Source organism: Paenibacillus sp. sgz302191 (assembly GCF_057749925.1).
This window is the reverse complement of the sequence record NZ_JBYLHY010000008.1, coordinates 264675-277274: the sequence shown is the minus strand read 5'-3', so window position 1 is coordinate 277274 and position 12600 is coordinate 264675. Positions and strand designations below refer to the sequence as shown.

Sequence of the window (12600 nt, the reverse complement as noted above, 5' to 3'; positions counted from 1 at the left end):
CCGGACTGCTAGGAAGAGGATTCGGCCACTATAACGTGACGGCTGAACCGGCCCTTCCGTACGATGCAGCGGTCCGCGATGCGGAAGCCCGCTTGTTCCACGGCCGCGTCGACGGGCTCGGTCGTGATGATGACCGCCCTGTCTGCAAGACGGCGGGCGCTTTGGAGCATTTGAAGCTGCTCGTCTTCCGGCAGCTTCGAGCACAGGTTGTACGGCATGTCGAGGATGAGGGCATCGTAGCGGCCCGTCAATGTCCGCATGTCGGCGAGGCTCACCACGTTCGGCATGCCGAAGTGGGCCAGGTTCGCCCGCGCGCCGCGCACGGCCAGCGGGTTCGCGTCGCAGCCGGCGATGTCGATCCCCATCGACATCGCCTCGATCAGGACCGTGCCGATGCCGCAGCACGGGTCAAGCGCCCGCGTGCCCGCAATCTCGGGCACGGCGATGTTCACCACCGCCCGCGCGACGCGGGTGCTCAGGGCGGTGGAGTAGTTCTGCGGCTTCTGCTGATGCCGCAGCCATACGGCTTCGCCGTAGGAGCAGCTGCCCAGCAGCCACCGGCCCTGCAGCGCCGTCACGGCGAAGCGCTGCTCCGGCCGCCGCATCTCCGCCCTGCCGCGGAGATGCCGGCCCAGTTCGCGTTCGATCTCCCGCTGGCGGTCATAGCTGACCGCAGCGTCCGTCTCCGCGAACACAACTTTGAACGTTGACCCCGTGACGGTCAACGTCTGCGCCAGCGCGGCCAGCTCCTGCAAGCTGCCGGCCGCCAACTGTACGTCGAGCCGCAGCTTCAGGAACGGGCTGCGGCTCGGCTCGATCCGCCGCGCGCTTCGCAGCCAGCGCGCGCCGGGTTCCGGCGCTGCACCCAGCAGGGTGCGCAGCTCCAATTCACACAAAGCCTGCTCATCTTCATGGCAGGCGAATACATACACATATTCCACGCTTCCTTAGTCCTTCCTAGGAGTCTGCCAGACGGAGTTACTTTTGTGTTTTTACCTTCTGCGCGCTTCATCGGACAGACCCCTCAGTTCTTCGTCCGCAGCCGCTCCATTCGGCGTCTTGCATGCCTGCGATAGCAGACCATCCAGACGGCGGCTTAGTTTCTGTATTACTGGAGCGAGCGGAAAATAAACCGGAACACGTCTTCCTCCCGCAGCGCATACTCGGAATCCTTGGCGATGACGTTTTGCACGCGCAGGCCGTAGCCGAAAGCCATGAACATCGCCGCCGCATGCGCCGCGTCCACTCCTTCCGGGATCGCGCCCGCTTTTTGCCCGACCTCGATCCAATTGCGCGCCATCGCCGCGGAGAAGTCGAACAGCTCTCTCATGACCGCCGCAATCTTCGGATTGTCGTTCTGGCTAAGCAAATAGGTGAAAATTTTATTGGTTACATCCTGACTATCGCTATTGGCAATCATGCCTTTGGTAATCGTTTGTATCGGCGGGGCCGCATCTTTGCCGACCGTCCCTTCCACCGTTTGTTTGAAACGTTCATTGACCGATTCCACTTTGGATTTCAAAATCAAACCGAACAGTTCGTCTTTCCCTGAAACGTAATGGTAAATCGCCCCTTTGGATAAACCGGTTCGGTCAATAATATCCTGGAGCGTCGTCTGCCGGCATCCTTTTTCCCGGATAAGCTGTTCCGTCGTATCTAAAATAAGCTGAAAGCTTGCGCTTCGCTGCGCAGCATCTGCGGTCATCAGCAGGACACCTCCCTCGGCATTCGCTTCTTCTATTGTATACTAACGCATGACCGGGTCAAGCGCCTATTGTGCGCGGTCGCGTTTCATTCGGCCCGAAGCAGCCAAACGGCCACAGCCGTCCACGATCCCTCTACCCACCAGATAGAGTTATCCACAGATACTCTGGCCAGCCGGCCCTATATGAGCCCGACTTGGGAATTCTCCTTTGTTTTTAAATTTATACGGCTGCCGCCCGGGCTTCTGCGTCTGTGCTCTGCATTGCGCTGTTTTTCACTGTTCGGCGATACGCCGCATACATGTACAAGCGCCAAGCGAACGTGTAGACAACCAGCACGGTGATGTACAAAGCCAGCATGAGTTCGATGTCCGGATGGTGTGCTGCGGTCAAAATCGGATGATTATGGAACACGTTATCGCGCACCATGTATCGGACGTAAGGAAACCCGAACAGGAAAATGTAGAACAGGATGTTCGTTTTAAAAAAGATTTTGCCGTCCGCCTTGACTTCGAACTTCGAGGTCAACATATACGGAACCGCGAGCGCCAGACCCAGGCCGACGGCCCAGCCGATTTGCCCGATCGTTGCTCTTGTGCCTGCGCAGTAGATAATCCAGGGAAGCGACGTGAACATCAGCCAGTCCCCGAGCAGCAGCTTCAGCCCCTTTCCTTTGATTTCTTTGCGGGACTGGATGAATTGCTTGAGCGTCACCCAGATGATCAACGCCCATACGCCATAACCGATCAAATCCCATTGTTGTTGTGTCATTTGCACCACTTCTCCTCTTGAATAATTTTTTCCAGACCGTCGGTCGGTTTGTTTATATGGTTATCATACAGACCGTCGGTCGGTTTGTCAAGGGGTGTCTATTTAAATAAATTAAGGCAGCCGACCAAATTTAGATCGGCTGCCTTCTGTGCTTTATACGTCCTTTGGCGCAGATTTTTCCAAAGCTGCTTTCAACAAATCAATATATACCAGAAGATCTTCCGGCAAAAACACATCGTTTCGTTTCACCAAGCCCAAGAGCCAGGAACGAAGCCCGATCCCCGAATCCGGGATTTTGTCGTGAGTTTGACGCAATAGAAACAAGCTGAATGAAGAGCCTTCGGAATCGGTCGGGATTCCAGGGCTCTTTCTGTTTATTCTCTGTTTATTGTGTTTTTGTATAATAAACCTGATTTTTGTCGAAAGAGGAGACGTGAGCTGTGAATCATCAAAAAAAAGCCAAACAATGGTTGTGGAAGCTGTACATATTGGGCGTGGCGCTGTTTATTGCCTGTACAAGTATTGTAGCAATTCCGGTATATGCAGCTGAGACATGGAGTCAATTTGGCCGGATTGGGCCGGTCAGCAATTCAAACCCGGGAGGCTTTACCTCTCCAAAAGGAGTGGCGGTTGACAGCAGCGGGAATGTGTATGTGGCCGATACTTCCAATCATCGCATTCAGAAGCTGACCATATCGACGAATACATGGAGTGAGTGGAAAAAGGTCGGCGGCGGCGCAGGAAGCGGCTTAGGTGAGTTTAATGGTCCAACTGGAGTGACGGTTGACCTTAACGGGAATGTGTACGTGGCCGATACTGGTAACCATCGCATTCAGAAGCTGACCATATCGACGAATACATGGAGCCAGTGGGGGAAGAGTGGAGGTTTAAATGGACTTGGTTTGGGCGAGTTTTACTTTCCAAGAGGAGTAGCGGTAGACAGCAGCGGGAATGTGTACGTGGCCGATAGTAGCAACCAGCGCATTCAGAAGCTGACCATATCCACGAATACATGGAGCCAGTGGAAAAAGAGCGGTGCCGGAGCAGCCCCAGGAAGCGGCTTGGGCGAGTTTAATTCTCCTAATGGAGTGGCGGTTGACAGCAGCGGGAACGTGTATGTGAGCGATACTTTCAACCAGCGCATTCAGAAGCTGACCATATCCACGAATACATGGAGCGAGTGGAAAAAGGTCGGCGGCGGCGCGGGAACCGGTTTGGGCGAGTTTACTAGTCCAAGAGGAGTGGCGGTAGACAGCAGCGGGAACGTGTATGTGGCCGATAGTTCCAACTATCGCATTCAGAAGCTGACCATATCGACGAATACATGGAGCGAGTGGAAAAAGAGCGGCGGCGGCGCAGGAAACGGCTTGGGCGAGTTTTTTGGTCCAAATGGAGTGGCGGTAGACAGCAGTGGGAATGTATATGTGGCCGATGACAGTCATAACGTTCAGAAGCTGAACGCAGCCAACAATACATGGATTCAGTGGGGTGTAATAGGGCCTGTTAACGGGAGTAGTCCGGGCGAGTTTGCTTTTCCAAGAGGAGTGGCGGTAGACAGCAGCGGAAATGTGTACGTGGCCGATGTTAGCAACCATCGCATTCAGAAGCTGACCATATCGACGAATACATGGAGCGAGTGGAAAAAGGTCGGCGGCGGTGCAGGAACCGGCTTGGGCGAGTTTACTAATCCTTATGGAGTGGCGGTTGACAGCAGCGGGAACGTGTATGTGGCCGATTCCGGCAACCAGCGCATTCAGAAGCTGACCATATCGACGGATACATGGAGCGAGTGGAAAAAGGTCGGCGGCGGCTCAGGAAACGGCTTGGGCGAGTTTTATAATCCATATGGTGTGGCGGTAGACAGCAGCGGGAATGTGTACGTGGCCGATTCCAACAACCATCGCATTCAGAAGCTGACCATATCGACGAATACATGGAGCGAGTGGAAAAAGAGTGGCGGCGGCGCAGGAAACGGCTTGGGCGAGTTTAATTTTCCTAATGGAGTGGCGGTAGACAGCAGCGGGAATGTATATGTGGGTGATGTTGGCAACCATCGCATTCAGAAGCTGACCATATCGACGAATACATGGGGCGAGTGGAAAAAGAGCGGCGGCGGCGCAGGAAACGGCTTGGGCGAGTTTAGTAGTCCTTATGAAGTGGCGGTAGACAGCAGCGGGAACGTGTATGTGGCCGATTACGGTAACCATCGCATTCAGAAGCTGACCATATCGACGAATACATGGAGCGAGTGGAAAAAGAGCGGCGGCGGCGCAGGAAACGGCTTGGGCGAGTTTACTAATCCTTATGGAGTAGCGGTAGACAGCAGCGGGAACGTGTATGTGGCCGATACTTTCAACCATCGCATTCAGAAGCTGGAAATACCTGCATCCCCGATTACTGACTTTGCAAGCACAGCGAAGACGAGCACAACGGCAACGTTCAACTGGACAGCAGCAAGCGGAGCGACGGGGATCATCATCGAGCAGTCCCCAACGGGAACGAATACGTGGACAACGGCTACGACCGGCGCGATTGCAACCAATGCGACGACCGCTATGGTAACGGGATTGAGCGCGACCACCGCGTATGATTTCCGGTTAGTAGTTACCGGCGGGGCGAACGCAGGCAACTCGAACACGATAAGCGTCACGACCGATGCGGCACAAACGTACACGATAGCAGCGATAGCGGAACAAACGGCAACGGCACTGACGGCAGGTTACGGATCGGGCACTCAGGACACGAAAACGATCACGATTACGAAAACCGGCACCGGAGATTTGACCAATGTAGCCGCAGCGTTAAGCGGAACAAATGCGTCTGATTTTGTCATCACGCAGCCGGGAGCGACGACACTGAACAGCGGCACCACGTCGACGACGTTTACGTTGAAAGCAAAGGATGGCCTGGCAGCAGGCACGTACACCGCAACGGTGACGGTATCGGCGGACAACATGACGAACGTGACATTTACGATTACACAGACAGTCAATCCGGCGCCCGTGGCACCGTCGATCACAAGTCAGCCGGGTAATAAGACAGTGACAGCGGGACAAACTGCAACGTTCAATGTAACCGCCGGCGGCGACACGCCGCTTAGCTATCAGTGGATGAAAGACGGCAATGCGATGACAGACGGCGGGAACATCAGCGGAGCAACGGCGGCAACCCTAAGCATCTCTAACGCACAATCGAGTGATGCGGGTAGTTATACCGTCGTGGTTACCAATGCAGCGGGGAATGCGACAAGCAACGCGGCAACCCTGACGGTCAATCCGGCGCCCGTGGCACCGTCGATCACAAGTCAGCCGGGCAACAAGACAGTGACAGCAGGGCAGACTGCAACGTTCAGTGTAACCGCCAGCGGCGACACGCCGCTTAGCTACCTGTGGAAGAAAGACGGCAATGCGATGACAGACAGCGGGAACATCAGCGGAGCAACGGCGGCAACCCTAAGCATCACTAACGCACAATCGAGTGATGCGGGTAGTTATACCGTCGTGGTTACCAATGCAGCGGGGAATACGACAAGCAACGCGGCAACCCTGACAGTCAATCCGGCCCCCGTGGCACCGTCGATTACAAGTCAGCCGGGCAACAAGACAGTGACAGCGGGACAGACTGCAACGTTCAATGTAACCGCCGGCGGCGACACGCCGCTTAGCTACCAGTGGAAGAAAGACGGCAATGCACTGACAGACGGCGGGAACATCAGCGGAGCAACGACGGCGATCCTAAGCATCACTAACGCACAATCGAGTGATGCGGGCGGTTATACCGTCGTGGTTACCAATGCAGCGGGGAATACGACAAGCAACGCGGCAACCCTGACGGTGAATGCGCTGACCGATGCGGCAACGCCGAGCATCGGCACACAGCCAGCGGACCGAATGGTGAGTGTGGGTGGCAGCGCGCCTTTGAGCGTAACGGCAACGGTGAGCGACGGCGGAACGGCGAGCTACCAATGGTACAGCAACGCGATCAACAGCAACAACGGCGGAACGCTGATCAGCGGTGCCACGACCGCAACATATAACGTACCGACAACCACGGCGGGAACGACGTACTACTACGTTGTGGTGACGAACACGAACAACAGTGTAAACGGAACGAAGACGGCGACGGCAACGAGCAGCGCAGCCAAGGTGACGGTGAACGTTGCACCTACTTATACGATTGCCGCAATAGCCAACCAAACAGCGTCGGCGCTTATTCAAGGTTACGCCTCGGGTACGCAAGAAACGAAAACGATCAGTGTAACGAATACCGGCACCGGCAATTTGGCGAATCTCGCTGCAGCTTTGAGCGGCACCCATGCAAATGATTTTGTCGTGACGCAGCCGGAAGCGACGACACTGGACAGCGGAATCACGTCGACGACATTTACGGTGAAAGTAAAGGACGGCTTGCCAGCAGGCACTTACACTGCAACAGTCACAGTAACGGCGGACCACATGACGGCTGCAACCTTTACCGTGACTCAGGTGGTAAACTTGCAGAATGCTCCTGCGAATCCGCAGAACCTTGTGGCTGACGGAGGAGATCGTCAGGTTACACTAAACTGGAGCACGGTAACGGGAGCGACCTACTACAACCTGTATATGTCAACAGCTTCGGGCCAATTTAGCAACGCTTCAGTTACGACAGTGAGCTCTTCCACCTATAACGTCCAAAGCTTGACCAACGGAACTACCTACTACTTTATAGTGAAAGCAGGCAGCTTGGGAGGTTTGAGTGCGGAATCCAACCAGGTCAGCGCAACTCCTGCAACTGTTCCGGTAGCGCCAACGAATGTGACGGCAGTTGCTGGAAACGGACGAGCTACCATTTCATTTACGGCTCCAACTGATGATGGCGGAAGTCCAATTATGGGGTATGAGGTAACGATTTCACCGGGAAATACGGTCATAACCGGAACGGCAGGTCCGATTACCGTAACAGGCTTAACCAACGGAACGAGCTATACTTTTACGGTAAAGACAGTCAATGGTGTGGGAAGAAGTGTCTCTTCTGCCCCATCCAATGCCATTATCCCAGCAGCGCCATTAAGCAGCGACAATGGCAGCGGCAATGGCAGCGGCAATGGCAGCGGCAACACGACAACCGAACCTGCAGCTCCTGCTAGAGCGGAAACTGGAAATACCGGAGTGGATGTGCTCGTCAACGGTAAAGCGGAGAATGCGGCAACAGCAACGATAACCAAACAAAACGAGAAAACCGTAATAACCATTACGGTTGATGAAAAAAAGCTGAATGACAAGCTCGCGCTGGAAGGACAACATTCGGTCGTGGCGATTCCGGTCAATATGAAGTCAGATGTAGTCGTCGGTGAATTGAACGGTCAAATGATTAAAAACATGGAGAACAAGCAGGCGGTCTTAGAGATCAAAACCGACCGGGCAACGTATACGCTGCCAGCCCATCAGATCAACATAGATGCCGTTGCCAAACAAATCGGCAGATCTGCAGTCCTGCAAGACATCAAGGTACAGATCGAAATCGCGACACCGACAGCGAATACAATAAAAGTTATGGAAAACGCGGCAGCCAAAGGAACATTCACACCGGTCGCGCCGTCAATCGATTTTACGGTTAAAGCCACATACGAAGGCGCAACGGTCCACGTATCGAAGTTCAACGTCTACGTGGAACGAACCATTGCGATTCCGGATGGTGTTGATCCGAACAAGATTACAACAGGAGTTGTTGTTGAACCTGACGGAACGGTTCGCCACGTGCCGACCAAGGTGGTTGTAATCGATGGCAAGTATTACGCAAAAATCAACAGCCTGACCAACAGTACGTACTCGGTTGTCTGGCATCCGCTTGAGTTTATGGATATGACCAATCATTGGGCGAAAGCCGCGGTGAACGACATGGGATCGCGGATGGTCGTCGATGGTACTGGAAACGGCATGTTTAATCCTGACCGAGACATGACTCGCGCTGAACTTGCAGCGATTATCGTCCGTGGATTGGGACTTAAGCTGGAAAACGGAACGTCACCGTTCTCGGATGTCAAGACGTCAGATTGGCAAAGCAGCGCGATTAATACAGCATATGCATACCATCTGATCGATGGGTTTGAAGACGGAACGTTCCGCCCGAACGATAACATTACCAGAGAACAAGCCATGGTAATGATCGCCAAAGCGATGACGATCACCGGGTTGAAAGCGAAAATTTCTAACCAACCGGCAGGCGAAATATTACAGCCGTACACAGATGCGTTGGATGCATCCGCTTGGGCGCTAAGCAGCATTGCAGACAGCGTTCAAGCGGGGATCGTATCGGGAAGAAACGGCGCTGAATTGGATCCAAAAGCGCTTATTACGAGAGCTGAAGTAGCAGCAATTGTACAAAGACTGCTTCAAAAATCAGAATTGATATAAGTCCGTTATACGGCCTACAACTAGAGTAAAAGGGAAAAGGGCTATCCGCAACAGTAGAGAAAGCTGCTGCAGGATAGCCTTGTTTTTTAAATACCATTTTGCTTGCCGGGTTTTCGGGGCAGCTAAACTAACTACCGCGGGAGAGCGCATCGCTGGCAGCGATGAGGTCAGGGGTTCGATCCCCCTATTCTCCACCAACACCTAACACAAACGGCAGAGATGCCGTTTTTATTTTTAGCGAGCGGTTCGTATTTTATATCCCATGAATATCCATTTACTTTGCGGGTGGTGTCAGTTTCGCTGGTACTACCCCATAAAGCGCCGAGGCGGCTTTACTGATTGAATTATGCTTGGCTATCTCCACTAAATAGCGAAATTGTTGAAGCGTCATGTGCCGCACCTTTCTTTGACCGATTATGCCGAATGTCTGCCATAACTTTATTCTATAGCCAGCAATGAAAAAGGGCAATTTTACGTTCTGTACGGAGGGTGCTAAGATTCGGTTAGAACAACAAATTTATTGTGAAGGAAGAAAAAAATGACAAGGTCGTTGCATTTGCTACATTTGGCCCCTTTAGAGCATGGCCGGCATATAAATATACGATCGAACATTCCGTATATGTTCATAAGGATCATAGAAATGAAGGGATAGGAACAAAAATAACGAAAGAGTTAATCAAAATTGCTAGCGAAAGAGAATATGCAACACTTATTGCCGGAATTGATGCCGCAAATGAAAGCAGTATAAAAACATGCATGAGAGAATGGGATTTGAGAAGGATAAGCAGGCAATTGAATCTACAGCGAAGGACAGCAAAAAGCTCCAAGAGCCGTTACGCCCCTGAAGCTGCTTGTTCATGTTTATGATGCTTTTTTCTTGTTTTTCACATTTTTATTAAGAAAATGAATAAGTGCCTGGTAAAAGTCGCGTTCGTTCTCCAGCTTATGAAATCCGTGGCCCTCGTTCTTCTTGAGCATGTATGGGACGTCTACGTTCAGCTTGCGCAGCGCCGCCACCATTTGATCCGATTCCGCCTTGTTCACCCGCGGGTCATTCGCGCCTTGAGCGATCATGAGCGGGGATTTGATCTGACCGGCGTGCTGCAAAGGGGATGCTTCTTCTAGCAGCTTTTTATCCTTGACCGGATCGCCAACCTGTTCGTAGAAACGCGTGCGGTCCAATTCCCAGTACGCCGGCAGCGTGTTCAGGAAGCTGAACAGATTCGACGGTCCGACATAGTCAACCCCTGCGGCATATAGATCCGGGGTGAATGTCATGCCCGCCAAAGTCGCATAGCCGCCGTAAGACGCGCCGTAAATCGCGATGCGCTCAGGGTCGGCGGTCCCTTTTTGAATCAGCCAGTTCACGCCGTCCGTAATGTCGTTCTGCATCGCTTTGCCCCACTGCTTGTCCCCGGCATGCAGGAACGCCTTGCCATAGCCGGTGGAGCCGCGGAAATTCATCTGCAGCACGGCATAGCCTTGGCTGGCCAGCAGCTGCACCTCCATATTGTAGCCCCACGAGTCGCGCGCCCATGGCCCTCCATGCGGCATAACGACGACAGGCAGCTTGCGCGGAGCCGCGCCCTTAGGGAGCGTCAAGTATCCGTGAATCGTCAGGCCGTCCCGGCTGCGGTAAGAGATCGGCTGCATGTCCGACATTTTGCTTTCGTCCAGCTTGGGCTGGATGTCTGCGATTTTTTCCACTTTATCCGCGTTCCGGTCATAGAAGTAATAGCTGCCGTAAGATTTATCGCTTTCCGTGTACAGCAGCAGCACGTCCCGGTCCGGAGACCCGATCAGCCCGAAGCGCTTGCCATCGAGCTTGCTTTCGATTTTGTGATACAGCTCCTCAAAATCTTTGTCCAAAAAATGCACATGCTTCTCATCCGTCTCATAAATGACTGCCAGGATGGATTTCTTCTTGTAAGACACCACGATGTCGTCCAGGTCGACTTCATCGTTTTGGTACACGACTTCCGTCTCCTTTTTGGAGGCCGGATCGTATTTGACCAGCGCCTGCTTGTCCCGGCCTACGTCCGAAACGACGTAGAACTGTTTGTCGTCAAAAGTGAACATCACCGGAAGAAACGTATCTTTGGAATCGAAATCTGCGAGCTTCTCGAACTTCCCGTCTTCATCGTCCCGGTACAGCAAGCCGGTCTTGCTGCCCTCCCTGGTCAAAGCCGCGCGGAGCCGGCCCCAATTGTCCGTCTGCCAATAAACAATGTTGCCCGGGTTCTCCATTTGCATCTCCGTTTCGCCGGTGCTCAAATTCACCCGGTACACATCGAAAAGCTTGGGGTCCCGCTTGTTCATCGTCAGCAGAAGCTCATAATCGCTCTCGTTTTTTGCCGGCAGCACATCGAGAAGGTCCGCTTTGACATTCTTGTAAGGCGTCAAGTCCTTATCCCCGGAACCGTCTGTCTGCACGACCCGAATGTGCGTGTTCTCCGTGCCGTCGCTGTCCAGCGAATATACAAGCGTGCTGTTCGTAATCCAGTTGATTTTCCGGATGTTCTCTTGCTTGGAGCTCGTGATGCGCGTGCTTTGCGAATCGCCGATCTTTTGAATGTAGATGTTCATGCGGTTTTCCCAAGGCTGGAGGAACGCCAGCATTTTGCCGTCCGGCGATACCCGGAACCCGGCTTTCTCCGGCAGCTTCAGGAAATCGTCCAGGGGAACCGGGGCCTGCGCAAGCTCATCTTTTTGCGTTATCGTGCGGTACAGAAACAACACGAGTTGAGCACGGGTCACCTGATCCTGCGGCATAAACTCCACTTGCTCGGTTATAAAATTTTGCTTCAGCTTGATGACGTCGTCGCGATGCGCTTTGCCGATCGCCGCTTCATCCTTCAGCCAGGCTTGGACCCCGTTATCCTTGAGCTGAAAAGCCCGCGTCAGCAAGCTCGCCATCTGCTCGCGTGTCAAAAGCGAATCCGGCAAATACATGCCGTCGCTGCCCTGCACGATGCCGCGCTCTTTCAGCGCATTCACCGCTTGCGCGTACGGACTCGTGTCCGGCACATCCGCGAACCCGTTCAGCGCCTTCGGCTTGTCCAGCTTCAACGCCTTGCTGAGCCATACGGCAGCATCCCCGCGCGTGACCGGGTCATCCGGATGAAAGGCACCGTCTTCATTGGCGCCGACGATTCCTTTTTGCTGCAGCTGGCCGATTTCTTTACTTGCATAATGACCCCCCGGCACGTCCGGGTATGGGGCAGCATCTACGCTCGCTTGGGCGCCGACCGGAACCGCAATGGCTGCAACCCAGGCGGCAAGCACCGCGGATACTGCAAATTTTCTAATATAACTTTTCATTTCGCCCTCCCGTACGGTAGATACAACATCGAAGCACGATATTCATTATATATCAGGAGAACGCAGCCGGAATAGGTAGGAAATCGGTCTTATCTAAAAATTATTTTTCGGGCCCGGGGATTCAATTTTTGATCAAGATTTTGCCCAGTTTATGCCCTAACAAAACCAGCGGGATGAGCAGAAGTCCCGACGGGGCGTACAACAAAACCTCTTCCCATGTCACCACCTGCTCCGCAATTAGCCTGTAAAACAAATAAACCGTATACGGCAGCAAAACAATGATCCCGGTAACGACTCCCGGCGTGTACGATTTCAGCAGTATCGATTGCCCCAGGAGTCTGTCCGATGACCTCGTAGAAGGTATATATGCAAAATGATAGTAATTATACAGCGTGAGCGGCAAAATATACAGT

The 12600-nt window shown here is 53.3% G+C and carries 6 protein-coding genes and 1 pseudogene; 2 read left to right on the top strand and 5 right to left on the bottom strand.

Features of this window, described 5'->3' with window-relative positions:
* Nucleotides 1-8: 8 nt before the first annotated feature.
* From AC3G2T_RS14605 to AC3G2T_RS14595, 3 genes are all read right to left on the bottom strand, one after another.
* The gene (locus tag AC3G2T_RS14605; protein ID WP_488435926.1) at nt 9-941 is read right to left on the bottom strand and encodes a TRM11 family SAM-dependent methyltransferase; all 933 of its coding nucleotides are present in this window, start codon (nt 939-941) and stop codon (nt 9-11) included.
* Between the two features lie 167 nt (nt 942-1108).
* Complete coding sequence (locus tag AC3G2T_RS14600) at nt 1109-1705, bottom strand: TetR/AcrR family transcriptional regulator (RefSeq protein WP_474686813.1); 597 nt, start codon at nt 1703-1705, stop codon at nt 1109-1111.
* A 220-nt stretch (nt 1706-1925) separates the two neighbouring features.
* Nucleotides 1926-2474, bottom strand: coding sequence for a CcdC protein domain-containing protein (locus AC3G2T_RS14595; protein ID WP_474686812.1), 549 nt, complete (start codon nt 2472-2474; stop codon nt 1926-1928).
* Nucleotides 2475-2914: 440 nt separating this feature from the next.
* Here AC3G2T_RS14595 and AC3G2T_RS14590 point away from each other — a divergent pair, with 440 nt between their 5' ends.
* On the top strand, nt 2915-8866 hold the full coding sequence (locus tag AC3G2T_RS14590; RefSeq protein WP_488435925.1) for an immunoglobulin domain-containing protein: 5952 nt from the start codon (nt 2915-2917) through the stop codon (nt 8864-8866).
* A 531-nt stretch (nt 8867-9397) separates the two neighbouring features.
* A pseudogene (locus tag AC3G2T_RS14585) lies at nt 9398-9613 on the top strand (GNAT family N-acetyltransferase); the annotation flags it as partial.
* A 114-nt stretch (nt 9614-9727) separates the two neighbouring features.
* On the opposite strand, the gene AC3G2T_RS14580 reads toward AC3G2T_RS14585, so the two are convergent.
* Entirely contained in the window at nt 9728-12187 is a 2460-nt protein-coding gene (locus tag AC3G2T_RS14580) for a S9 family peptidase (protein ID WP_488435924.1), read from the bottom strand.
* Between the two features lie 121 nt (nt 12188-12308).
* Nucleotides 12309-12590: an HXXEE domain-containing protein gene (locus tag AC3G2T_RS14575; RefSeq protein WP_474682564.1), complete on the bottom strand. Its 282-nt coding sequence runs from the start codon at nt 12588-12590 to the stop codon at nt 12309-12311.
* Nucleotides 12591-12600 lie beyond the last annotated feature (10 nt).